Annotated in this window: 17 protein-coding genes; 10 read left to right on the top strand and 7 right to left on the bottom strand. The window is 69.3% G+C overall.

Translation table 11 applies throughout. The features are described 5' to 3' along the window. The first annotated feature begins 18 nt into the window (after nt 1–18). Entirely contained in the window at nt 19–3159 is a 3141-nt protein-coding gene (locus NIE79_RS24170; protein ID WP_238680741.1) for a glycosyl hydrolase family 95 catalytic domain-containing protein, read from the top strand. 86 nt (nt 3160–3245) lie between these two features. Next, nucleotides 3246–5375, top strand: a complete 2130-nt coding sequence (locus NIE79_RS24165) for a ThuA domain-containing protein (RefSeq protein ID WP_308193219.1) — start codon at nt 3246–3248, stop codon at nt 5373–5375. Nucleotides 5376–5512: 137 nt separating this feature from the next. On the opposite strand, the gene NIE79_RS24155 is transcribed toward NIE79_RS24165, so the two are convergent. Then, complete coding sequence (locus NIE79_RS24155; protein ID WP_238680740.1) at nt 5513–8203, bottom strand: RICIN domain-containing protein; 2691 nt, start codon at nt 8201–8203, stop codon at nt 5513–5515. A 611-nt stretch (nt 8204–8814) separates the two neighbouring features. Between NIE79_RS24155 and NIE79_RS24150 the strand changes: the two genes are divergently transcribed. Continuing rightward, nucleotides 8815–9858, top strand: coding sequence for a LacI family DNA-binding transcriptional regulator (locus NIE79_RS24150; RefSeq protein ID WP_238680739.1), 1044 nt, complete (start codon nt 8815–8817; stop codon nt 9856–9858). Between the two features lie 8 nt (nt 9859–9866). Here the strand turns inward: NIE79_RS24150 and NIE79_RS24145 are convergent, their stop codons facing one another. Further along, complete coding sequence (locus NIE79_RS24145; protein ID WP_238680738.1) at nt 9867–10343, bottom strand: RrF2 family transcriptional regulator; 477 nt, start codon at nt 10341–10343, stop codon at nt 9867–9869. A gap of 110 nt (nt 10344–10453) precedes the next feature. Here NIE79_RS24145 and NIE79_RS24140 point away from each other — a divergent pair, with 110 nt between their 5' ends. After that, a complete protein-coding gene (locus tag NIE79_RS24140) occupies nt 10454–10921 on the top strand; it encodes a cupin domain-containing protein (RefSeq protein WP_238680737.1) in 468 nt (155 codons plus the stop codon). A gap of 79 nt (nt 10922–11000) precedes the next feature. On the opposite strand, the gene NIE79_RS24135 is transcribed toward NIE79_RS24140, so the two are convergent. Continuing rightward, a complete protein-coding gene (locus tag NIE79_RS24135) occupies nt 11001–13481 on the bottom strand; it encodes a M14 family zinc carboxypeptidase (RefSeq protein WP_238680736.1) in 2481 nt (826 codons plus the stop codon). Nucleotides 13482–13714: 233 nt separating this feature from the next. Between NIE79_RS24135 and NIE79_RS24130 the strand changes: the two genes are divergently transcribed. The 3 genes from NIE79_RS24130 (at nt 13715) to NIE79_RS24120 (ending at nt 16302) form a co-directional block, all read left to right on the top strand. Further along, the gene (locus NIE79_RS24130) at nt 13715–14743 is read left to right on the top strand and encodes a hypothetical protein (protein ID WP_238680735.1); all 1029 of its coding nucleotides are present in this window, start codon (nt 13715–13717) and stop codon (nt 14741–14743) included. Further along, the gene (locus NIE79_RS24125; protein WP_238680734.1) at nt 14730–15257 is read left to right on the top strand and encodes a hypothetical protein; all 528 of its coding nucleotides are present in this window, start codon (nt 14730–14732) and stop codon (nt 15255–15257) included. The genes NIE79_RS24130 and NIE79_RS24125 overlap by 14 nt, the downstream gene beginning before the upstream one ends. Nucleotides 15258–15330: 73 nt before the next feature. Next, nucleotides 15331–16302, top strand: coding sequence for a hypothetical protein (locus NIE79_RS24120; protein ID WP_238680733.1), 972 nt, complete (start codon nt 15331–15333; stop codon nt 16300–16302). A 24-nt stretch (nt 16303–16326) separates the two neighbouring features. On the opposite strand, the gene NIE79_RS24115 is transcribed toward NIE79_RS24120, so the two are convergent. The 3 genes from NIE79_RS24115 to NIE79_RS24105 form a co-directional block, all read right to left on the bottom strand. Then, nucleotides 16327–17280, bottom strand: a complete 954-nt coding sequence (locus NIE79_RS24115; protein WP_238680732.1) for a cyclase family protein — start codon at nt 17278–17280, stop codon at nt 16327–16329. A 111-nt stretch (nt 17281–17391) separates the two neighbouring features. After that, nucleotides 17392–18273, bottom strand: a complete 882-nt coding sequence (locus NIE79_RS24110) for a DUF1963 domain-containing protein (RefSeq protein WP_238680731.1) — start codon at nt 18271–18273, stop codon at nt 17392–17394. 89 nt (nt 18274–18362) lie between these two features. After that, the gene (locus tag NIE79_RS24105; protein ID WP_238680730.1) at nt 18363–18782 is read right to left on the bottom strand and encodes a VOC family protein; all 420 of its coding nucleotides are present in this window, start codon (nt 18780–18782) and stop codon (nt 18363–18365) included. A gap of 234 nt (nt 18783–19016) precedes the next feature. On the opposite strand from NIE79_RS24105, the gene NIE79_RS24100 reads away from it, so the two are divergent. Then, nucleotides 19017–20204: a metal-dependent hydrolase family protein gene (locus NIE79_RS24100; RefSeq protein WP_238680729.1), complete on the top strand. Its 1188-nt coding sequence runs from the start codon at nt 19017–19019 to the stop codon at nt 20202–20204. Nucleotides 20205–20217: 13 nt separating this feature from the next. Here NIE79_RS24100 and NIE79_RS24095 read toward each other — a convergent pair whose 3' ends face one another. Continuing rightward, entirely contained in the window at nt 20218–20652 is a 435-nt protein-coding gene (locus NIE79_RS24095; protein WP_238680728.1) for a glutaredoxin domain-containing protein, read from the bottom strand. A gap of 257 nt (nt 20653–20909) precedes the next feature. Between NIE79_RS24095 and NIE79_RS24090 the strand changes: the two genes are divergently transcribed. After that, the gene (locus tag NIE79_RS24090) at nt 20910–22424 is read left to right on the top strand and encodes a family 43 glycosylhydrolase (RefSeq protein ID WP_238680727.1); all 1515 of its coding nucleotides are present in this window, start codon (nt 20910–20912) and stop codon (nt 22422–22424) included. Between the two features lie 8 nt (nt 22425–22432). Then, on the top strand, nt 22433–24091 hold the full coding sequence (locus tag NIE79_RS24085) for an RICIN domain-containing protein (RefSeq protein ID WP_238680726.1): 1659 nt from the start codon (nt 22433–22435) through the stop codon (nt 24089–24091). Nucleotides 24092–24143: the final 52 nt, after the last annotated feature.

Raw genomic sequence — 24143 nt, 5'->3', positions numbered from 1 at the left:
CCAGAGGAGATCGTGTCGATGAAGTTGACGCCGCCGCTACGAATCGCGCTCGCTGTCCTGCTCACCGGTGGTGTCATCGCCGTCGGGCCGGCTGCGCCTGCGACCGCGGCACCCACTGACGCCGCGTTCGGGACCAGCACCGGGACAGTGAACGTCAACCGGGCGGCCTACCTGTCGAAGCACGACGTCGTCTACAACCGTCCGAACACCAACCCCCTGCACGGGCTCACCGTCGGCAACGGCCGCACCGGCGCCATGGTGTGGAACGACAACGGTCTGACCGCCCAGGTCTCCGGTGTCGACCTGGCGCAGCAGTCGACCTACGCCGCCGGGCTGGTCAACCTGCACAGCAACCCGCAGCTCGACACCGGCTACACCACCTTCCAGCAACGCCTCTCGCTGTACGACGGAACGCTGACCACGAAGTACGACAACAACCGCACCGTCACCGTGCTGGGCGCGCCCAACTCCGAGGTGATGGGCATCCACGTCGAGGACACCCGACCCGGGGTGAGCAGCGTCGGGCTCGACCTGAGCCTCTGGGACATGAACACCGTCCAGAACATCGCGGACGTCCCCGACCTGAACACCTGGCGTACCGTCTCGACCTTCGCCGACGCCAGCGGCGTCGGGTTGAGCCGGGGGCAGACCGACGCGAACAACTTCGGGTACACCCTCGCGGCCACTGTCGAAGGGGCGTCGTACTCCTCCCAGGTGGTCAACGGCACCCGCGTCCGGCTGACGATCACCCCCACGTCGAGCTACACCGTGTGGTTCACCGCGGCCAGCCGGATCAACTCACCGGGCCTGAACTCGGTGACCCAGGCGAAGAACCAGTTGGCGGCGGCCAAGGCCGCCGGCTACTCCACCACGTTGAACAACTACCGCAACTGGTGGCACGACTTCTGGGCCAAGTCGTTCGTCCAGTACTCCAACGCCGGCGGCGACGCCGACTACCTGGAGAACGTCTACTACCTGGCGACCTACATGATCGCGGCGGGCGGCTACGGCACCTACCCGTTGCACTTCATCAACGGGGTCTTCCGAGCGACCCAGGACACCTCGAAGTGGAGCAACGGCTACTGGTACTGGAATCAACGCGACGTCTACAACTCGTTCCTGGCCAGCAACCACGTCGACCTGTTGGCCGGGTTCAACCGGCTCTACAGCCGCAACCTCTCCGCGCTGAAGACGTACACCACCACCCGGTACGGCAGTGACGGGCTCTGGGTGCCCGAGACGATGGGCTGGGACGGCAACGCCCGAGGCACGATCAACAGCGACTACGTCAACGACACCTACTCGACCGGCACCGAGGCCGCCTACAACATGTACCTCCAGTACCGGTACAGCAACGACGAGACGTACCTTCGCACCACCGCCTACCCGTACATGCGCGAGGCGGTGAAGTTCTACGAGGACATGCTCGACTACGACAGCGCCACCGGCCGGTGGTACATGGCCAGCTCGAACGCCCACGAGACGTACTGGGACGTCCGCAACGCCATCACCGACCTGGCGGCGGTGCGGCTGCTCTTTCCGCTCACCATCCAGGTGAGCCAGCAACTTGGCCTCGACTCCGGGTTGCGGGCCAACTGGCAGACCATCGTCAACAACCTGGCCCCCTACCAGGTGCAGAACGGGGCGTACCTGCCGCACGACCCACCGATCGCGCAGACCCGCAACAACGAGAACGTGGCGCTGGAGCTGGCCTGGCCGTACGACCAGACCGGCATCGGCTACCCCGACCAGCAGACCGCCATCACCACCTGGAACGTGCGTCCCCACCCGTACGGCAACGTCTGGTCCAACGACCACGTGCACGCCGCCCGGCTCGGCCTGGGCGACCAGGCGTACCAGGGCATGCGGACGATGCTGCAGAAGTACCAGAACTACCCGAACGGGATGACCAACAACACCAACGGCGTCTTCGAGTACCTCGGCGTGCACCTGACCGCGATGAACGAGTCGTTGCTCCAGTCGTACAACGACAAGATCCGGGTGTTCCCGGCCGCGCCGACCGACTCCAGCTTCGTCGGGAAGTTCACACTGCTCGCCAAGGACGGGTTCCTGGTCAGCTCGGAGCGCGAGGCCGGCGAGACGAAGTACGTGGGGCTGCGCAGCCAGTACGGCAAGACGGCCCGGGTGGTGAACCCGTGGGGCGGCCAGGAGGTCCGGGTCCGTCGTACCTCGGACAACGCCGTGCTGACCACCACCTCGGCCGGGGAGGTCAGCTTCGCGACCGCGGCGAACACTGTGTACGTGGTGGAGCGCACCGCCAAGCCGCTGTCGACGTACGCGAGCACCACGTTGACCGGCACCGCCAACCAGGGCGAGAAGAGCCTGTCCGGCACCGCCTCGACCCTCGGCCTCGGCGGCGCGGGCGGTGGCGGGCTGGTCAACGACACGATGCTGACCTACGACGCCAACTGGCACCACACCACCGCCCGGGGGTACGGCGACTACAACGACGACACCCACCACAGCACCACCGTCGGCGCGGCGGCCAGCTACACCTTCACCGGCACCGGGGTGGAGTACCTGTCCGAGCGGTTCAGCGACATGGGCAACGTCGACGTCTACCTGGACAACGTGTTCCAGGCCAACGTCAACCTGAACGTCGCCGGCGCCCGCCAGGCCCAGCAGGTGGTGTTCCGCAAGACCGGGCTGGCAGGCGGCTCCCACACGATCCGCATCGTCAACAAGACCACAGCCGTGGGCATTGTCGACGCGTTGCGGATCCTCACCGGCGGCACGCCGACGACCGGGGCGGTCGCGCTGCGAGCCCAGGCGAACGGCCGGTACGTCAGCGCCACGAGTGCCGGCGCGGGCAACCTCGTCGCCTCCGCCGCCAGCGTCGGCACCTCGGAGCAGTTCGAGCAGATCGACCTCGGCGGCGGCACCATCGCCCTGCGGGCCCGGGTCAACAACCAGATCGTCTGCGCCGACAACGCCGGCGCCAACCCGCTGATCGCCAACCGGGCGTCCGCCGGCTCGTGGGAGACCTTCGCCCTGGTCCGCAACACCGACGGTTCGGTCAGCCTGCGGGCGACTGTGAACAACAGGTACGTGGTCGCGGAGAACGGCGGGGCCGAGGCGCTGGTCGCGAACCGGGACGCGATCGGCCCCTGGGAGAAGTTCGACCTGGTCGCCCTCTGACGCCGGAGCCGGCGGGCCCGAGCGGACCCGCCGGCTCCGAACCTGCCGCGCCCGCCCGTCCACCCCTCTCCCACAAGGAGCCCCGCATGCGTAGACGCGCCATCAGCACGCTCGCCGCCGCCATCGTCACCGGACTCACCCTCGCCGCCGGTGCGGCGACGGTGGCCTCGACCCCGGCCGAGGCCGCACCGTTGGGCAAGGTCCTGGTCTTCTCCAAGACCGCCGGCTTCCGGCACTCCTCCATCCCCAACGGCATCGCCGCCATCCAGCAGCTCGGCGCGGCGAACGGCTTCACCGTCACCGCCACCGAGGACGCGGCGACCTTCACCACTGCCAACCTCGCCCAGTACCAGGCGGTGGTCTTCCTCAGCACCACCGGCGACGTGCTCAACGCCGGCCAGCAGGGCGCCTTCGAGGCGTACGTGGCTGGCGGCGGCGGCTTCGTCGGAGTGCACGCCGCCGCCGACACCGAGTACGACTGGCAGTGGTACGGCGGGCTGGTCGGCGGGTACTTCGCGTCGCACCCGGCCACCCAGCAGGCGACAGTACGGGTCGAGGACCGGGCCAACGCCTCGACCGCGCACCTGCCGTCGACCTGGACCCGCACCGACGAGTGGTACAACTACCGGACCAACCCCCGCTCGGCGGTCAAGGTGCTGGCTAACCTCGACGAGTCGTCGTACACCGGTGGGTCGATGGGTGGTGACCACCCGATCACCTGGTGCCACAGCTACGGCGGTGGACGCTCCTGGTACACCGGCCTCGGCCACACCGAGCAGAGCTACACCGACCCGAACTTCACACGCATGCTGCTGGGCGGCATCCAGGTGGCGGCCGGGGCGGTGGCGGCCGACTGCCGGCCGGAGCCCGGCTACACCCCGCTGTTCGACGGCACGCAGGCCAGCCTGGGTCAGTGGCGGCAGGCGGGGCCGGGCGGCTTCACTCTGGCCGACGGCACCCTCACGTCGAACGGTGGCATGGGGTTGCTCTGGTACCCGGTCCGCACCTTCGCCAACTACTCGCTCAAGGTCGACTGGATGATGCCGGGCGACGACAACGGTGGTGTCTTCATCGGGTTCCCCGATCCGCAGGGCGACCCGTGGGGCCCGGTCGCCGCCGGTCACGAGATCCAGATCGACGCCACCGACGGCGACCCGACGCGCACCACCGGCAGTGTCTACAGTTTCCAGGCACCCAACCAGGCCACCCGCGCGGCGGCGCTCAACCCACCCGGCTCCTGGAACACCTACGAGATCGGCGTACACGGCCAGCGGGTCGAGATCTGGCTCAACGGCGTCAAGATCAACGACTACGTCAGCAGCCGGGCCATCGCCAACGGGTACATCGGGTTGCAGAACGACGGCGCCGGAATGGACATCAACTACCGCAACGTGCGGATCAAGACCGACGGTCCGAGTGAGCCGCCCGCCACCGACCTGGCCCAGGGCCGGCCGGTGACGTCGTCCAGCGTGGAGCCGGGCAGCGCGCACGCGGCGGCCAACGCCGTGGACGGCAACACGACCACCCGTTGGGGCAGCGCGTACGCCGACCCGCAGTGGATCACCGTCGACCTGGGGGCCTCGTACGCGATCAACCGGGTGCGGCTGGCCTGGGAGACGGCCCACGCGCGGGCGTACCAGGTCCAGGTGTCACCGGACAACGTCACCTGGTCGCCGGTGCACACCACGACCACCGGAGACGGTGGCGTCGACGACCTCACTGTCACCGGCACCGGCCGATACCTGCGGGTCTACGGCACCCAACGCGCCACCCAGTGGGGATACTCGCTGTGGGACCTCAACGTCTACGGCACCGCCGCCGGTGGCACAGTGCTCTCCCGGGGCAAGCCGGTCACCGCGTCCAGTGTCGAGCCGGGCAGCACGCACGCGGCGGCCAACGCCGTGGACGGCAACACGGCCACCCGCTGGGGCAGCGCGTACGCCGACCCGCAGTGGATCTCGGTGGACCTCGGCGCGTCCCGCACCCTCGACCGGGTCCGGCTGACCTGGGAGGCGGCGTACGCGCGGGCATACCAGATCCAGGTGTCGCCGGACAACGTCACCTGGTCGCCGGTGCACACCACGACCACCGGCGACGGCGGCGTGGACGACATCGCCCTCTCGGCCACCGGTCGCTACCTGCGTGTCCAGGGCACCCAGCGGGCCCTGCCCGCGTACGGCTACTCACTCTGGGAGCTGGAGGTGCACGGCAGCTGAGTGCGAGCCCTAAGAGCTCGTGCTCCACAGTGATCGGATCGCGGCCGACTCGGGGGCACAAACCGTGCCCCCGAGTCGGCGCGATGATCGGCAGCCTGTTACCTGCGGCTGAACGTGACACTCACCTCAGCTACTGGTCAGGCGGGTACGAACTGCCATTGCTGGTTGGTCCCGCCGTTGGCGGTCCACTGCACGACCTGCGCCCCGTCGCTGGTCGAGGCACCGGAGACGTCGGCTGTCAGTCCGCTGCTGCGGGCGACGATGGTGTAGTAGCCGTCACCGGTGGGTCGCAGGTACCACGACTGGTTGGTGCCGCCGTTTGCCGACCACTGCTGCAGTTGCAGGCCCGTCGTGGTGCTGCCGGCGTTGACGTCGAGCATCTTTCCGGAGGCGGTGTAGCGCAGGGTGTAGGCGTCCTGGTTGGTGCTGATCGTCCAGGTGGGGGTGCCGCTCTGCTGGACGGCTTTGGCGCCGTCGGCGGCGGAGTTGCCGGCGATGGCGAGGGGCTTGCCGCTGTTGCGGTTGACGATGCGGTAGGTGCCCGCTGCGGGCCCGGTTCCGCCGCCTCCACTGAGGTTGAGGTACTCGACCGAGTCGGTGAAGACGGTGCTGCCGGACTTGGCGGTCGACAGCTGCAGGTACACGCGGCTGCCGGTGGCGGGGGCGGTGAAGGACACCGGCTGGGTCACCCGTGAGCCGAGCGGGACGGTCAGGGTGGTGCTGCCGGACGCGACGACCGCGCCGGTCGGGCTGTCGAGCCGGGCCGTCCAGGTGAAGCCCACCGAGGTGTTGGTGAGGTCGTCGTTGAACACGGTGATGTTGCGGGTCACCGTGGCGTTGCGGGCATAGCTGGGCACCGCCTGCGGCAGCGGGAAGGTGCCGTTGGAGTCCGAATTGCCGGAGGCGGACCAGTACGGGAGGTCGATCGCGGCCACCGGGTTGAACGCCGCCTGCACGCGCTGGATCTGCGGGTTGCTCCACGGGTCGGGCAGGTTGTCGACGCCGTAGATGGGGTGACCACCCTCCTCCGGGGTGAAGTCGGTGGACCGCACCCCGGGTACCACGCTGGCCCAGGCGGACAGCAGCGTGTACGGGCGCAGGTCGGTGGCGCCCTTGCCACGCTTGGCAGCGGTTGCGGTGGCGAACCACTCGAAGCCCTGCTTGTTGTTGCATGCCGGCCAGATGAACTCGCCCTCGCCGTCGGGCCGCCCGTTCACGGTGACCAGGCCCTCCCCGTACCTGCCGAAGCCGTCGACGTAGTGCGGGATCACCGCGAAGTTGGCGTACGTCATCCCGGGATACAGGCTGACATTGTTGCCGACGCCCACCTCGACAATGATCGGCCGGGTGCCGTCGGCACCGTTCATCGCCGCGTACAGGTCCTTTTCGAACTGTTCGGAATCCTGGCCGCTCTGGTTCGGCTCGTTGTTCTGACTCCAGCGGATGATCGCGGGGTGGTTGCGGTCGCGCAGGACCAGCGCACGGGCGTGGTTGATCATGTTGTCGCGCCCGACGGAGTTCTGCCACTCCTGCGAGGATTGGGAGCCGCGAATCGCGACCTCGTCGATGATCATCAGGCCCATCTCGTCGGCGACGTCCAACATGTACGGGCTGCCGGGCTCCTGGTGGATGCGCACCACGTTGTAGTTCAGCCGCTGGTAGTTGTCCACCGCCTGCGGCCAGCCGCCGTTGCCGGACGACGGGGGCAGGAAGCCGGGCAGGGTGTGGTACGCGTCGCCCTTGCCGCCGTTGTTGATCCGGTCGTAGTCGGCACCCTGGAGGTTGTCGCCGCGGAAGTTCACGCGCACGCCGTTGAGGTAGTAGTAGTCACCGTTCTGGGTGGCCTCCCGGAACCCGAACCGGTACTCGGCGTCGCTCGTCCGGCCGTCGTCGGTGACGGCATGCACCGTCAGCCCGTGCAGCTGCGCCCGGTACCCCGACCGGTACGGCACGTTGGGCCACCAGTACGAGGTGCTGTCGAGGTTCCACGCGACCGGCCCGACGGTCACGGTCGCGGTCGAGCGGGCCGCCACGGTGACCGCACGGCTGGGCAGTGCCGGGTAGCTGAAAGCCGTTCCGTTGCTGGACGACAGCGACCCGGTCAACGTCACCGACCGGGAACTGCCCGACGTGTTCCGCACCGTCACGTCGTAGGTCAGCGTCTTGTTCGCCACCGACGTACGCACGAATGTGTCGCTGACGTACACCGCCGGGTACACCCGCAGGAACGCGGACCCGAAGATCCCCTGCGGGACCGCCTCGGACCACGTGGCGGCGTCGGGCACCAGGTACCGGCCGTTGGATGCCTTCAACGCGCCGCGGCCCTTCACGTTCACTGTGATCGTGTGGGTGGTGCCGGGTGCCGCGTATGCGCTGATGTCGAAGTTCGACGGGGTGAACGCCGTCGTCTGGGTGGCGACCACGCGGCCGTCGACCGACAGTGTCGCCTGGTGGTTGACGGCGCCGAACTCGATCCAGGTCGCCTGCGGCTGCCCCGAGTCCGGCACGGTGATGCTGCGCGAGTACACCGCCTCGTTCACGGTGGTGAAGCCCTGCTTGTACCAGCCGCCACCGGGTACCGCGATCGTGGTCGCCGCCCGGCCCGCGGGCGTGAAGCCCCAGGTCCCGGCCAGGTCGACCGAGGCGACCGCGGCGTTGCCGGCCGCCACACCGTCAACACCGGCGGCCGCGACACTCTGCGTCGCGACCGGCGCGGCCAGGGCCGACCCGTGGATCGCCAGGGCCACGCTCGCGGCGACCACGGCTACGGCCAGCCCTCCAGCCGCTGCCGGCAACCAGCCGCGCCGGCGGGCGTTCGAACGATGCATGCCAACCTCCTGTGACTCATCCGCCAGCTCGCCAACACCGGTTCAGCGCACCGCCTCATGGCCGAATTTCGAACCGGTTCGACGAATCTGCCGGCGTCGCCGACCACCCGGGAAGGGTGATTGCGGCCCGATACATAGCTATGTATTAATGGGCGTACCGAGCGTGAAGTCAAGGTTTCAAGACGGTTACTTCCTGGTCACTGCGCCTCGCAAGCTTCGCGTGGCCGCCGATGAGCACAACCCTTCCGGGCTGCTGGGGCATCGCGCTCGGGCATTCCGTGTCGCCGGCTTACCGACGCGGCGCCGATCAGGTAGCGAATCGATTCGACTCTGCGGCACCCGGCCGCGTAACAGGTCGAAGGCGTGGACAGCACTGCGGCCCTCGGCGAAGTCGGCGGGCGACCCGGCCTGACCTGTTCGGTTCGAAACTGGGGTTAGGGTGTTGGCAGGGAACACGCTTCGCCAGCGTCAGGGGCGGGTTACGGGATCTTGATGGCGAGTGCCTGATCGCGTAGACATGACTGCGCAATCATACAGGACTATGACTGGGGATGGGAGGTGCCGTGACGCCACTGGCAAGGCCGGGTGGAAGCCCTGCGACGCCGCGCAGCGTGGACGTCGCGCGACTGGCCGGCGTCTCCCAGAAGACGGTGTCCAGGGTCCTCAACGACGAGCCGTATGTCTCGGCCGACGTGCGCCGGCGGGTTCTGGACGCCGCCGCGGAGCTCGGCTACCGGCGCAACCAGGCGGCCCGGGCGCTGGCCTCCGGGCGGACCCGGTCGATCGGCGTGGTGACGCTCGGCAGCGCCCTGTACGGGCCGGCGTCGTGGCTCACGGGCATCGAGCGGACGGTCCGGGAGGTGGGCTACACGCTGCGGGTGGCCACCACGATCGAGGGCGACCCGGGCGGCATCGCGAGCGCCCTGGCGTCGCTACTGGACCAGGGCGTGGACGGCGTCGTCATCTCCGAGCCGATCGACGAGGGTGTCGGCCTCATCGGCGTGGACGTGCCGGTCCTGGTCCTCGGCGCGCCGCCCACCTTCGTCGCGCCGCAGGTGGTGACCGCCAGGGTCGGCGCGGGCCGGCTCGCGCGGGCCGTGACCGAGCACCTGCTGGAGTTGGGGCACGCGACCGTCCATCACCTGGCCGGCCCGCAGCGGTGGTATTCGGCACGGGACCGCCTCGCCGGCTGGCGCGAGGCGCTGCGAGCCCACGGTGCGCACGAGCCGCCGGTCGTCGAGGGCGACTGGTCGGCCGCGTCAGGCTACGCGGCGGGCCGGGAACTGGCCGGCGACGGCACCGTGACCGCGGTGTTCGCCGCGAACGACGACATGGCGATCGGTCTCATCCGCGCGCAGTTCGAGGCCGGGCGCCGGGTGCCCGAGGACATCAGCGTCGTCGGGTTCGACGACATCCCGGTCGCCGCCTACGTCACTCCCCCGCTCACCACAGTGCGGCAGCCGTTCGACGAGGTCGCGCGGCAGGGCCTCGCGCTGCTGGTACAGGTCATCGAGAAGCCGGACGTCGAGCTTCCACCGGCGGCCGACCAACCGGTCGAGCTCGTCGTCCGCGCCTCGACGGCGCCACCACCGCCCCGGCCGATCCCTGTCGATCACCGCCACGCCGTGACCTCACCGGCCACCCACGACTTCTGAAACACGCCTCAGCGCAGTTCCACGATCCTGGCCCTGGTGTTGGCTGGCGCTTCGGGGTGTCCGCGCTCGACGTCGGCCCGGACGTCGGCGACGGTCTTGCCGGCCAGCTCCCGCCGCCAGGCCAGGTCGGCGCCCCGCATCGCCTGGGCGAACGCGCATGACTGTCGATAGTCGACGCCCGCGTGTTCGCCCGGGCCCTTGCGGAGGATCTGGTCGCACTGGAACAGCTCCTCCGGGCCGTCGATCGCGGCCACGATGTCCAGCAGAGAGATCGCCGCCGGGGTCCGGGCCAGTTGGAAGCCGCCGCGCGGCCCCGAGGTCGACGTGAGGATCCCGGCCCGGGCCAGGGCCTGGAGCTGCTTGTTCAGGTACGCCGGTGGCAACTCGTAGAAGGCGGCGAGGGTGCTGGTCGGCACCGGGGCGTCCAGCCAGCTCAGGTTGAGGCACGTGTGGAGGGCCCATTCGACGCCCTGACTCATCCGCATGATCCTGGACTCTACATGTCCAGAATCTGAGACGCCGGTCATGATCGCTGGCGTCGGATGATTCTGGACATCTAGTGTCTAGGAACCGATGAACGACCAAGGAGCCGACAATGACTTTGGTACGCGCAGCCCAGGCCGAGGTTCTCGACAGCGACCCGGCCAGCGTGATCACGCTGCTCCTCGACCCCGAGCACACCGGCGGCGCCCTGACCAGCAACCGCACAGTGCTCAAGCACGGCACCGACGGTGCGCCGCCACACCTGCACACCCGCTCCGGTGAGCTGTTCTTCGTGCTCGACGGCGCCCTCGAGATGCTCGTCGACGACGAGGTGCACACCCTGCACAAGGGAGACGCGCTCTTCGTCCCACCGAACACCCCGCACGCCTTCGCCCCCGCCGACGGCGAGGACGCCGACTTCCTCGTCGTGATCACCCCAGGCAAGCCACGGTTCGACTACTACCGGCTGCTCGACAAGGTGCACCAGGGCGAAGCCACCTGGCAGGACGTCGGCGAAACCCAGGACCGCTACGACAACCACTACGTGGACAGCCCGTTGTGGGCCGGCCGACGAGGCTGACCGGCGCGGCCTGTTCGTGCGGAAGTTGCCCCGTCGGCGCGGGTGATCCACACCGACGGGGCAACGAATGTCGCGGGCGCTACCTCTTGGCGATCCTGATCGTCGCGGTGCGGTAGTTGTTGCGCTTGTCGTTCTTCGTCGGGTCGTAGTTCTTCTCGATGTTGCCGGCGCTGTCGACCGAGAACCAGTTGAACGTCGTCGTCTCGGTCACGTGGAACACCTGCCCCGGCTCGCGGAACTCGGTCGCCGCGTAGCGGGGCGACTCGAGCGTGGGCCGGCTGCCGTCGGTCGTGTAGTAGATGGTGGCCGGCTCACTGGTCTCGAAGCGCACGTCGACAGGCCGGGAGTAGCGCCCCGCGCCCGGGACGAGCTGGGACGTCGGGTTCTTCCTGTCCCTGCCCCAGTCGGCCGCGACCCGGAACATCTCCATGATCCCGTTGGCGTACTCCATCGTCTCGGCGTGGCCACTGACGAGTTCGGGGTTCCCGTCCCACTCCGGCTGGAACGAACCGCCCTGCCAGTCACCGGTGGCCGGGTTGTAGACCGAGCCGCCGACCTCCCAGCCGAACGCGTAGATCCCGTAGGTGTGGTACAGGTCCTCGCGGACGTTGCCGGCCGAGGAGTAGAGGACGTCGGACGAGCCGCCGACGTTCTCCGGCGTGACGACGGTTTCCCGGTGCGCCTTGACCTGCGACAGGATCCGGGCGGCGGACTGCCAGTAGAACGCCTCGTCACCCAGGGGCGGGCGCGGCGTGGTGATCCGGCCGTCCGCGATGTAGGCGCCGGGCTGCCAGAAGAGCTGGCCGCCGTTGGAGTGCACCGACATCATGAACTTGATGTTCCTGTACTTCTCGACCAGCCAGATGATGTTCTTCGACTCGGGCTCGGACAGCTCCTCCGGCCCCTGGTAGGTGCCACTGACGCAGTTGGTCGACCCTCCCGCGTAGCCGTCGTGGCCCGACCCGACCCGGTAGTTCCGGTTCAGGTCGACGCCCCAGGAGTTCCGCTGCGCCGGATCGGCGCTCACGTCCGGGCAGTGGTTCGTCATGTTCTTACGCTGCGAGGCGAAGTTGTAGAAGCTGTAGTTCGCCCCGTCGGGGTTGTTGGACAGGATGAAGAAGACGTCGGTGTTCTCGACGATCTTCTTCGTCTCCCGGTCGGACCGGTAGTTGTGCACCAGACGTTCGGCCGACTCCAGGCTGGTCGTCGCCGGCACCCACTCGCGGGCGTGGTCCTGCGCCTGGATGAGGACACCAGGCTTCTTACCGTCACGGTGCTTGCCGATCCGCAGGACCGGGATCGTCGCGGGGCCTCGCGGCACCTCGCCCTCCGGTGCCCCGACGCGCTTCTGGTCGAGGAAGTCGGTCAGCGCGACCGGGCCGGCCGTCGGCGCGACGACTCCGGTGCCCTCGTTGGTGCGGTACGGGTGCGCCCGGTCGATGAGGCCCGCAGAGCGGGTCCGCAGCGCCTCGGCCACCTCGGCGGCCGTGCTCGTCGGCGCACCCGAGGCGTCAGTGGCGAGCAGGACACGGACCGCCTTGCCGGTGACCTCCACCGCCAGCGGGAGATCCGGGTCGGGCCGATCCACGAAGTCCACAGTGACGTCGTTGCCGCCCTGGTGACCCCACGCCGTCGAGGAGACGACGACCGCCGCCTGCCCCGTACCGCCGATCTGGGCCTGCGCCTTGCGTTGGTACCCGTTCGTCTGGTTCGGCAGGTAGACGATCTCGGCGATGTCCGGGTACTGACGGGCGATCTCCTTGGCACGGCTGAAGAGCTGCTGCGGGTGCCGGTAGCCGTCCACGAAGTCCGACTTGTAGGACGGGTTCGCCGTCAGTGGCGGCGGGGCGTTCTCCAGCCAGTTGGAGACGACGCCGGTCGCGACGCCACCTGTGGAACTCGTCAGCTTGATCTTGTTGGGGCGTACGTCGAGCTTGAACAGGTTCCGGTGGAACATGTACTGCCCCGAGTCGACGAACCGGCTCATCGTCCGGGCGAAGCCGAACGGTGTGCCCTTCCCCGAGTCGTTCTCCACCTGCATCCCGACGACCGGGTCCGCCTGCTGTCCCTCGGTGGTCCGCGCCTCGACGTAGAGGAAGCCCTGCCCCTTCGTGGTGAACCAGTCGGCGCGGACGACGCGTACCGTCGCGTCGTGGTTCGCCGGCTGGGCCGCCCGGGCACTGGCCGCGCCCACGCCAAGGCCGCCGTCGGCCTCGTCGCTCCAGGCGAAGCCCGCGTCGTCGCCGAGCACCTCGACGCCCATCGCCGTGAGCTCGGTGACCTGCTCGGCGGTCACCACCGCTTCGCCCTCGATGCCGTTGGGCACGCGCCGGAGGCCGTGTTCGAGGTCGAAGCCGGCCGCCGCCACCTTGTCCAGCATGTCGGCGCCGGTCAGCCTGATGTGTACGAGGCGTACCGACTCACGATCCTCAGGCTGGGATCGGCTGGCGGCGGCTGACGGCCCCGTGGGATCCGCGCCCGCGGGGCCGGTCGTCACGAGGATGCTGCCCACCAGGGTGGACAGCGCGAGCAGCGCGATGCGCCGTTGTGATCGCCGCATTCCCCCTCCTTCTGCCTACGACGGGTGATTGCCGGCGGACCGGTCCGGTGAGCGTATGTGCGTTCACAGCTCCAGTGGTTCACGTCGATCGAATTTGAGCATTCCTTGAGGCGACCGTCGCTGGTGCCCCGCGCCCCCGCGTCCGTACCCCGGGCAGTCTGTCCCCCGGTGGAGGGAGGGCTTCCCCTTCCGTCGGGGAGGACAGCTGATCCGCAGCCGGCGATCGTTGGTCCATGGCTGTCGTTGAAGCACCGACCCGCACCAGACCGTGGGTGCTGGCGTGTGCCGTGTTCGTCGTCGTCGCTGTGGCTCAGCGGCTCTACTGGATCGCGGGTGGCCGGTGGGGATACACCGCCTGCGATCGCACCGATCTGGTCGATCCGGCGGGCGGGTGCGGTGCGGACCAGGTCGTGGCGTTGCCATTCTGGTCGGGCTGGGGCGCGGTGGGAGTCGGCGTCGCTCTCGCGGTGGTGCTCGCGTGCACGGTCCGGTTCCCCGGCAGCCGGGCGACCGCCGGCAACTGGGCTGCGGCCGCGCTGCTCCTGGTGGCCGCGTTCCCGCTGCACCTGCTCTTCGAGATCCCGGCGGCGCTGGCGGGGCGGCCCTCGGACTGGCGTGACCTCGGAGCCCGGCTCGTGCTGCTGGCCGGTGGCGTCCTGTTCGCCGGGCTCGCGAACGCATCCGGGCCCCGGCGTGGACCGGCCGTCGTCGGCTACCGGCCGGTGCCGCTGTGGACGCGCCGCTGGGCGTACGTCGCCGCCGCACTGCCCGTGGCCGGCTGGGCCGTGCCCCACTCGCTGTGGGTGCTCGGCGTTCCGGTCGGCATCTCCGAGCAGGAACTGAACGACATCGAACGGAACCTCTCCACGGCGACGGGGTTGGCCATCACGCTCGTCCCGCCGCTCGCCGGCCTGCTCGTTCTCGGGCTGGTACAGCGGTGGGGGCAACAGTTTCCGCGGTGGGTGCCGGTTCTCCACGGTCGACAGGTCCCCCGACCGCTGGCGGTGATCCCAGCCGGCGTGGTGGCGCTCACGCTGGTCACCTACGGCGTGCTGAGCATCGCGGTGCTCGTCGGCCGACTGCTCACCGGTGACACGCGCTGGTCCGACGTGTGGGACGGGTGGGCCGTCACCGCCACGCTGCTGGTCTTCCTCGGCTGGGGAGTGTCGTTGGCCGTCACCACCACCGGTTACGCCCTCGCCACCTCGACCGACGCCGCCATGACCGCCTCTGAGGATCGGAGCGTCCATGAACCACGCTGACTCTGCCCGCGTCTCGACCGCCGCCCCGCCGCCCTGGGCGATCTGGGCCGCCTACGCCGTACCGCTCTGTGTCCTGCCGTCCGCGGCCTGGCGACTGTCGTTGGTGTTCACCGACGATGGCACGACGCACTGGTACATGGTCTTCCTGTCCGCGCTGTCGATGGGACTGGCCCTGCTGACACTCGGGCTGGTGCACCGGTGGGGACAGCGAGTTCCGCACTGGGTGCCCGGCATCGGTGGCCGTTCCATCCCCGCGCGTCCGGTCGTGCGCGTGGCGCTGACCGGCGGCTGGTTGCTCGTCGCCATCTGCGTGTACTTCTTCCTCAACCGCAGGTTCCATTTTGTGCAGAGCACCTGGGTAGGCATCGGAGAGGACGAACCGGTGCACCCGACTCCCGGTTGGGAGGTGCTTCGCTACTACGCCCCCATGCTCGCGTGGGGCCCGCTCGTCATCGCCGTGGCCGCCGACTACCGCCGGCGCGCAGCCAACTGCCGAAGACTGGAGAGACCATGAGAAATGGCTACGCGTTTGGCTCGTGACGTTTCCGCGCCTGCGGGAGCAGACCGTCCGGTCCTATCCTTGCGCGGTGTCGTACGCCGATCTCACATTCACGCAGTGGAGCGACCTCTCCGATGGTGCCGCGCGCCGCCTCGCCGAGGAGATCGCCGACCGGCACGGTCTGACCGTGCCGGTCGGCCTTCAGGACGCGGTGTACGCGGGGCGCTCGCATCGGGTGGCGCTGTTCGAACGGGACGGGATGCGGTTCGCTCTGGTACCCGGCGGCCGACCGACGCTGGGTCACGACGCGGCCCGCTTCCGGCCCACATCGGACCAGATGGCCAGCTACGCCGACAGCGCTGCGGAGTACGGCCTTCCACAGCTGGCCGAGTACGTCGACGCGATGACCTCGCCGGCGCGCACCGTTGAGCTGCCAGCAATGCTGGTAGCTGTGGAAGCATTCGATCCGTGCGAGGTCTCGTTGGCACCGGACGACCCCCGGGTGCTCAGACTCCTCACGTCGGAGGGGGCCGAGCTCGACGGGGTGAGCCAGTTCCGGTCCGCCGGTGGGCTGACCGTCGAGTTCGACCGGGCCGGGCAGGTGGCGAGGGCCCGAGCGATTACGGACGTGTCCTATGACGACGCGATGACCCAACTCGCGAGCGCCGGCCTGCGGACGACGACGGCTGATGAGTGGGAGTGGGCGTGCGGAGCGGGGGCGGCGACGCTGTTCCGCTGGGGCGATGACTGCCCCAACGACGGTTACCCGTACGACCACAAGACCGGCACGCACCGCGAGGCCAACCTGTGGGGGCTGACGATCGGGCAAGATCCGTACATGCACGAGGTGACCACCGAGCGCACCATCGTGTGTGGCGGCGATGGCGGCAGCACCACCTGTGGAGGCAGCGGTTTCTTCCTGGGGTGGCTCGCCCTCGCGACCGCCTACCGGGACGAGGATTTCGGCCAGTGGCTCGCCTCTGACGACGGGTACGCCGAAGAGATCCTGACCCGGCCCGTCCTGGAACTGAGTGAGCAGCGCCGCAGCACATCGCCGTAGCCTGCGCGGCGCACGCCGCCCCGGTCAGAACGTGGCGATCGGGTTGACCGGGCTGCCGGACGTGCCGGCGAAGCGGACCGGTGCGACCGCCAGGTGAAAGTCCCACTGGCCGAGCTCGGCAGCCGTCGTCGCGCAGGCCTCCAGGTCGCAGTTGTCGAGCATCCACAGACCCATCGCGACGAGGCTCACGGCGTGGACCGGCATCAACACGTCGGCGTACCCCGACGGCTGGACGTCCTGTGGTGTGTCGGCGCCGATCAGCGCCACCCCGCGTTCGTGCAGCCACGGCAGGCAGGACGCGTGCCAGCCGGCCTGCGTGAAACCGCTGGCCGCACCGTTCTCATGCCGGAAGCGCCCGTAGCCGGTCCGCAGGAGTACCGCGTCGCCGGGCCGCACCTGCACACCCTGGTGACGCTCGGCCTCCTCGAGATCGTCGGGAGACACGCCCTCCCCCGGCTCCAGCCACGGCACACCGCGGGCCGCCGCGACGTCCAGCAGGACACCACGCGTGACGATCCCGTTCGCGGCCGCCGTGACGGCCGCCCACCCCGAGCCCGTCGCGGCGTCGACCAACGAGTGCGATCGCCCGTTGTACATCATGCCGTCCCAGTAGATGTGGCACGGCGAGTCGAGGTGGGTAAGGGTGTTGCCGTGGAAGGAGATGCCGAGCCGCTCGGATGAGAAGCCCCAGCGCCGGTCGGCGTGGAAGGCGGGCGGCATGTTCTCCGCACCCGGCATGTCGGCGGTGCACGGGCACGTCGTCGTCGACCGTTCCATGTCTCCCGGTGCGGCGACCTCCCATGCGCAGGACACACTCCTGCCGTGCCGCACGGCCCGCGCCGCCGCCAACCGGACGTCGTCGGTGACGTGGTTCAGCGTGCCGAGTTCGTCGTCATCGCCCCACCGTCCCCAGTTGGACAGCGTGTCGAAGTACCCGAGCACCTCGTCCTGGGTCGGCATCTGTCGTCCTGCCGTCATGTCAGCATCGACTCCTCTGGTCACGCGGTTTCGAGACACCGCAGGTCAGGCTAGCCCGCCGCATGATCGACGGACGACCCTAGGCAGCGCAGGTGCGCCGCCGTCGCTGTTCTACTCACTGAAATCGGTCACGGAGAGCGCCTCGTCCAGCCGACCGGCGGTCAGGTCGTCGTGGCGGATGACGAAACTGCCGTAGTAGAACTCGTTGGCCAGCGGAAAACGGGCGAGCGACACCCACTCGCTCGTCAGCTGGTGCTTCTCCTGCTCAACCTGGGAATACCACTGCGCCACCGGGACGACGATCTCGCCGGCCTTCTCCCGCCCGGCGAGGGTCTGCTCCGCGATACTCCTGATGACCTCGTCGTCGGCGTAACCGCCGATATCGGCGCTGGCAAGCCCCTCATCGGGCGGCCAGAGGTCGTCGGCCAGCGCACGGAGTTCCTCCAGATGCGGCAGGTCACGCTCCAGATCAGCGGCCAACTGCTGCTGGAAGGGCGACAGATCGTCCTCGTCCTCATCGTCGTCGTGCGCCGCGAACCAAGGAGGCAGCTCCGCGCCCAGCGTGGCCCGGACGTCGTACTGCTCCCCGACAAGATTGGGGATGCTGGGTTCTTCCGCTACCTCGGTATCGGTGTCGGCCGGCACGTACGCGACTCGGGCGTACCTCCGGTCTCCGGTGCCACCGGCGAGGTGGTCCTCCTCGTGGGCCAGGAAGAAGAGCAGCGAGCCGTCCGCCGGCAGGCCGAAGTCGTCGACTCTCGGCAGCGCCGCACAGTCGACGGAGAAGACGAACGGCAACGGACTGGCTCCGGCGGTCGGCCAGTCGGTGCCCACCGGCAGTCGGGGCAACCCACCGAACTGCCCGACCGGGACACCGCCGGAACCCCCGCCCAACCGGATCGACAGCCGAAGATGCGTGGTGAACCTGACGATCTCGCCGTCCGGAATGCCCAACTCACGCGCTGCACGGCGAAACTGCCCCTGATGATCCACGGTCCAGCATGATTCCAGGCGGGTACGACGAGAGGATGCCAGACGACGGGGTGGCTCGCCCTGTCGTCACCACCGCCGGCGCCCGACGATCAGAGGCCCTGCCCCACCTCGACCAGGTAGCCGTCCGGGTCGCGCAGGTAGCAGCGGATCTCCGTTCCGTGGTCCTTCGGCTCGGTGAGGAAGTCCGCGCCCCGGGACTTCCACTCCTCGTAGAGCTTCCGAATGTCCCGGACCCGGATGTTCATGGCGCAGCTCAGGGTGTTGGAGTCGGCTGGCGCCTTGGCCTGCACCGTCGGCTTGTCGTCCGTCGGACCGCCCTCGACGTTGATGATGATGTAACTGTTGAAGAACTTCATGATCAGCGGGCTGCTCTCGTGGACGCAGGTCGCACCGAACACCCGCTCGTAGTACTCCCGTGATCGCGCCAGATCGCGAACGATCAGCAATGTTGCGAGGAACATGCCGTCCTCGGGCTCGAAGTAGTCGGGTGCCGGGTTGGCCAATGCCATGACCGTCCTCCTGTCGTCGCCCGTCCAGCGCGAGTAGTCGGGCGGCGTCGGTATCCCCAGCAGGTGCTGGCGAAAACGCCACACCGACAGGTGACGTCCCGACTGACACGACAGGTGCCGACCCGGCAGGGGGATGGATATCGCTCTGGCGAGGGAGGCCGGGTGCCTGTGGCGATGCGATGGTCAGGCCATGACCGGTGGCCGCTGTGGCCGAGCGGGGCGGGGTGGGTGACGATGACGAAGCATGCCGTCCGGGTGGCCCGGGTGTTCGACGGCGAACGGCTCGTGGACGGCGGGGTGCTGGTCCTGCTCGACGAGGGGCGCGTCGCCGAGGTGCACCTGGGTAACGCCGAGGCGCCGCAAGGCTGGCCGGTGCGCGAGGAGCCGAACGGCACGCTGCTGCCCGGACTGGTCGACGCGCACGTGCACCTGTGCGCCGATGCCGGGGCCGACGCGCTCGGTCGGCTCGCCGAGCGTCCCGAGTCGGACCTCGACGCGGTCGTCGAGGTGTCACTACGTAGGCACCTGGCGGCCGGCGTCACGACGGTCCGGGACCTGGGCGACCGGCGTGACGCGGTGCTGCGGTGGCGGGATCGGCGGGGGCGGGACGACCTTCCGACGGTGGCGGGGTCGGGCGCACCGCTCACCAGCGTCGGCGGGCACTGCTGGTCGTTGGGAGGTGAGGCGAGCGGTGTCGACGGGGTCCGCGAGGCCGTACGTCTGCGGGCGGCGGCCGGTGCCGATCTGGTGAAGATCATGGCCAGCGGCGGGGTGTTCACCCCGGGCACCGACACCACGAGGCCGCAGTTCACCGACGATGAGCTGACCGCCGCACTGACGCAGGCCCACGATCTGGGTCTGCCGGTGACCGCGCACGCGCACGCGCTCAGCGCTGTCGAGCAGGCGCTGCGCGTCGGTGTGGACGGCATCGAGCACTGCACCTGCGTGACAGCGGCCGGTGCCCACGTCCCCGGGGAGCTCGCGGACCGGCTGGCCGCGTCGGGGGTGGCGGTCTGTGCCACGCTCGGCACCGACCCGGCAGTGGTCACGCCACCGGAGGTGGTGGAGATGGCGGCGCGGGCCGGGCTCAGCGAGGCCGCGCTGCGCGACGGCGTTGCCACCCTGTACCGGGCCGGGGTCCGCCTGGTGGCCGGTTCGGACGCGGGTCTCGGCCCCGCGAAGCCGCACGGGATCCTGCCCGAGACGCTCGTCGAGTACGTGGCCTGCGGCCTTCCCGCCACCGTCGCCCTCGCTGCGGCCACCTCGGTCGGCGCCGAGGTGTGCGGCCTGGGGCGCCGCAAGGGCCGGATCCGCCCCGGCTTCGAGGCCGATCTGCTGATCGTGGACGGCGACCCGACGAGTGACATCACTGTGCTGCGCCGCCCGCTCGCCGTGTACCTCGCCGGCGACCTCGTGAGATGAGGGTGTCGCCGGCTCAGGACGAGCGGAGCTGCTGGCGGAACCAGGCCCGGTCGGGGTTCACCACGGCCTGACCGCCGAGCACGACGGTGGGCACTGTCTCGTTGCCGCCGGCCACCGCCCGGACGGCTGCGGCAGCGGCCGGGTCGCGCCAGATGTCCACCCAGTGCGCTCGCCGGGCGAGCCGGCCGAGGGAGAACCGGAGCCGCAGGCAGTAGTGACAGCCGGGACGCCAGTACACGATCGGCCGGCCGTCCACCGCGCTGGCCCGCTGCGCGTCGGCGGCGCCCACCGAGCGGGGGAAGGCCCACGGCGACAGCAGCAGCGCCAACGCCAGGAAGACCAACAACTCGACGCCGCCGACGACGGGCAGACCGTCGGCCAGTTGCGCCGCCGCCACCAGCACGCCGCACGCCGCCATCAGGATCGCCAGAACCCACCGTCGCAGCACGCCGAGGACCCTACCTCCGGGAACGTGAGGCCGCTGTTCCGGCCAGGTCGACGGCCATCACGCCTTGACATGTATCGATGTTAACGCCAACATGAACTCCGCCACCTGGTAGCAACGCCACCGTCACATTCCCAGCTTTCGCGCCTCTCCCCGGGTCCTGCCCGACGTCGCCGCGCGGCGTCGACCGGACCGGCTGCGGCATCGCCGCGGTGCTACGGGTGCTGGTCAATGGCCGTTCCCAATCTCGCGGAGGACACATGCCGCTGCCATTCCCTCGAACCGACCCGAACACCCGTCGGGCCGTCCGCCGAGGGCCTGCCGGCAACGGTGTCCCTCGGCGTCTGCGGTCGACGCTGGCCGCGGTGCTGGTGGTCCTGGCGGTGTCGGCCGGTCTGCCCGTGGCCGCGCCGGCGCACGCCGCGCCGGCCGTCAACTACACCAACCCGTTGGTGAACCAGCGGGCCGACCCGCACATCTTCCGGCACACCGACGGCTACTACTACCTGACCGCGACGGTGCCCCAGTACGACCGGATCGTGCTGCGCCGGGCGACCACCCTGCAAGGGTTGGCGACGGCCGCGGAGACGACGATCTGGAGCCGCCACACCAGCGGAGAGATGGGCGCCCACATCTGGGCGCCAGAGATCCACTTCATCAACAACAGGTGGTACGTCTACGTCGCCGCGGGCCGGACCGACGACGTGTGGCGGATCCGGATGTACGTGTTGGAGAACGCCAACGCCAACCCGCTGACCGGTTCGTGGACCGAACGCGGCCGGATCACCACCCCCTGGGACACCTTCAGCCTGGACGCCTCGACCTTCGTGGCCAACGGGGTGCGCTATCTGACCTGGGCCCAGCAGGAACCGGGGATCTCCAACAACTCCAACGTCTACCTCGCCCGGATGGGTGCCAACCCGTGGCAGATCACCGGCACCGTGACCCGGCTCGTCGTGCCGACGTACGACTGGGAGACCCGCGGCTACCGGGTTGCCGAGGGACCGGCGGTGATCCAACGGAACGGCCGGATCTTCCTGACCTACTCGGCCAGCGCCACGGACGCCAACTACTGCCTCGGGATGCTGAGCGCCTCCGCCAGCGCGAACCTGCTCGACGCCGCCTCCTGGAGCAAGAGTCCCAGCCCGGTGTTCGCCAGCAACGCGACCACCAGCCAGTACGGCCCCGGCCACAACTCGTTCACCGTCTCCGAGGACGGACAGAGCGACATCCTCGTCTACCACGACCGCAGCTACCGCGACATCACCGGCGATCCGCTCAACGACCCGAACCGACGCACCCGGCTACAGAAGGTGTACTGGAACGCCGACGGCACCCCGAACTTCGGCATCCCGGTGCCCGACGGTGCCACACCGGTACGGCTGCGGTCACATGACCAGGCCAACAGCTACGTCCGGCACTACGACTACCGGGCCCGGATCGAGCCGAACGTGACCAACCTGGCCGACTCCCAGTTCCGCATCGTCACCGGCCTCGCCGGCGGTGGTTCGGTGTCGCTGGAGTCGACCAACTTCCCCGGTTACTACCTACGTCATCGGGGCTACGCCCTGTACGTGGAGAAGAACGACGGCTCGGCGCTGTTCGGCGGCGACGCGAGCTTCCGTCGTCAAGCCGGCCTCGCCGACAGCGCCGGGATCTCCCTGGAGTCGCAGAACTTCCCGGGCCGCCACGTGCGCCACCGCGACGGACTGCTCTACATCGAGGCGGTCAGTTCGAGCGCCGAACGCGCCTCGGCCACCTTCCACCTGGAGTAGGAGAGGCGATGCCCTTCACCAGCACGAGACGACCGCCCCGCGGCCTGTCGATCCGTCGCGGTCGGCGTACGGGCCTGGTGCTCGCCATGATCACCACGCTGGTCGGCGCTGCCGGTGCCGCTCTGGTCGGCGCACCGCCGGCAGCCGCGGCCAGCATCGACACCAACGCCTACTACGTCCTGGTCAACCGGAACAGCGGCAAGGTCCTCGACGTTCGGGACACCTCGACGGCAGACGGTGCGGTGATCCAACAGTGGTCCCGTAACGACGGCGCGTGGCAACAGTTCCAGTTCGTCTCCTCCGGCAGCGGCTACTACCGCCTCAAGGCCCGGCACAGCGGCAAGGTCGTCGACCTCTGGGAGTGGAACACCGCCGACGGCGCCGAGTACCGCCAGTGGTCCGATGCCAACGGCACCAACCAGCAGTTCCAGGTCCTCGACTCCGACGGCGGCTACGTCCGGCTGATCAACCGCCACTCGGCCAAGGCACTTGAGGTCTGGGAGCGGTCCACGGCCGACGGAGGCCGGATCAGTCAGTACGCCGACCTCAACGGCCCGAACCAGCAGTGGCAGCTGGTCGCGGTAGGCGGTGGCAGCACGCCACCGACCACCGGCTGTGGCAGCGGATCGAGCAACGCCGAGGCCGTACTGAGCGGGAGCACCTGGACGGCCCGCAATGGCTCGTCGACTGTCTACTCGGGTTCGGACATGCTGTCGGCGATGCAGGCGGCGGTCAACTCGCTCTCCGCGGGTCGTACGTCGAAGCAGCGGGTGGTGGTTCGCGGTTCCGGCTCGATGAGCGCGGGTTCGCGGTTGTCGCTGCCGTCGTACACGACCCTGGCGGTGTGCGGCACGATCAACGTGACCGGTTCGGGCTCGGGCGACCAGGCGCCGGTGTACTCGCGCGGAACCACCGATGTCGAGGTGCAGAACCTCACGCTGACCGGCTCGCCGTTGTACGGGATCTTCATGCGCAACGTGAACAACCTGACTCTCGGGCAGATCGACATGCGGCTCTCCACCGGTCTGGGCATCCGCATCGACAACCACGGTGGAGATCGAGCGGTCAAGGTGCGCAACATCCGCATCGACAACGTGTACGTGTCGGGGACCGGCACCCACGGGGTGGAGACGTACGGCGTGGACGGTCTGACGATCGGCACGGTCACGGCACGGAACACCCGGGACTCCGGCCTGCTGCTCAACGACACGATCAACGCCACGGTGGGCACTGTCGACGCGCAGGGCGCCGGGGCCGGAACCGGGTACGCCGCGTTCCGGATGGCCAACCGCAACGGCCGGGTGGGCAACGCGTACCCGACCAACATCCGGGTCGGAACCGTTCTCGCGTCCGGCGGTGGCCGGGGGATCTTCTGTGTGTCCGAGTCCGGTGGCGCGGTCATCGACCGGGTGACGATCTCGAACACGGGGAACAACGCGATCCTGGTGGAGAACTGCTACAACGTCGTGATCGCCGGGGTGTCGGGGACGGTGACGGGCGGTGGCGAGGTGCGGATCGCGGCCCGGAGCGAGTTCCCGATCTCCTCTGGCATCCGGTTCCAGAATCTGACCGTCAGCGGCACCAACATCACCCAGAGCCCCTGCGGTGGGGCGAACAACACGATCAGCAACGTCACTCGGGTCAACTCGACGCTGACGTGGTGCTGACCCGGTGAGGAGCGGCCGCCCGGGGTTGGGGCGGCCGCTCCTCACCGGATCG

Source organism: Micromonospora trifolii (genome assembly GCF_022229005.1).
Taxonomy (GTDB): Bacteria; Actinomycetota; Actinomycetes; order Mycobacteriales; family Micromonosporaceae; genus Micromonospora; species Micromonospora trifolii.
The sequence above is the reverse complement of the archived record's forward strand: the minus strand, read 5'-3'. Positions and strand labels throughout refer to the sequence as shown.

Coding starts and splice junctions, on each gene's coding strand:
- NIE79_RS24170 (WP_238680741.1), top strand. CDS start 19: ATGAAGTTGACGCCGCCGCTACGAATCGCGCTCGCTGTCCTGCTCACC.
- NIE79_RS24165 (WP_308193219.1), top strand. CDS start 3,246: ATGCGTAGACGCGCCATCAGCACGCTCGCCGCCGCCATCGTCACCGGA.
- NIE79_RS24155 (WP_238680740.1), bottom strand. CDS start 8,203: ATGCATCGTTCGAACGCCCGCCGGCGCGGCTGGTTGCCGGCAGCGGCT.
- NIE79_RS24145 (WP_238680738.1), bottom strand. CDS start 10,343: ATGCGGATGAGTCAGGGCGTCGAATGGGCCCTCCACACGTGCCTCAAC.
- NIE79_RS24140 (WP_238680737.1), top strand. CDS start 10,454: ATGACTTTGGTACGCGCAGCCCAGGCCGAGGTTCTCGACAGCGACCCG.
- NIE79_RS24135 (WP_238680736.1), bottom strand. CDS start 13,481: ATGCGGCGATCACAACGGCGCATCGCGCTGCTCGCGCTGTCCACCCTG.
- NIE79_RS24130 (WP_238680735.1), top strand. CDS start 13,715: ATGGCTGTCGTTGAAGCACCGACCCGCACCAGACCGTGGGTGCTGGCG.
- NIE79_RS24125 (WP_238680734.1), top strand. CDS start 14,730: ATGAACCACGCTGACTCTGCCCGCGTCTCGACCGCCGCCCCGCCGCCC.
- NIE79_RS24115 (WP_238680732.1), bottom strand. CDS start 17,280: ATGACGGCAGGACGACAGATGCCGACCCAGGACGAGGTGCTCGGGTAC.
- NIE79_RS24105 (WP_238680730.1), bottom strand. CDS start 18,782: ATGGCATTGGCCAACCCGGCACCCGACTACTTCGAGCCCGAGGACGGC.
- NIE79_RS24100 (WP_238680729.1), top strand. CDS start 19,017: ATGACGAAGCATGCCGTCCGGGTGGCCCGGGTGTTCGACGGCGAACGG.
- NIE79_RS24090 (WP_238680727.1), top strand. CDS start 20,910: ATGCCGCTGCCATTCCCTCGAACCGACCCGAACACCCGTCGGGCCGTC.
- NIE79_RS24085 (WP_238680726.1), top strand. CDS start 22,433: ATGCCCTTCACCAGCACGAGACGACCGCCCCGCGGCCTGTCGATCCGT.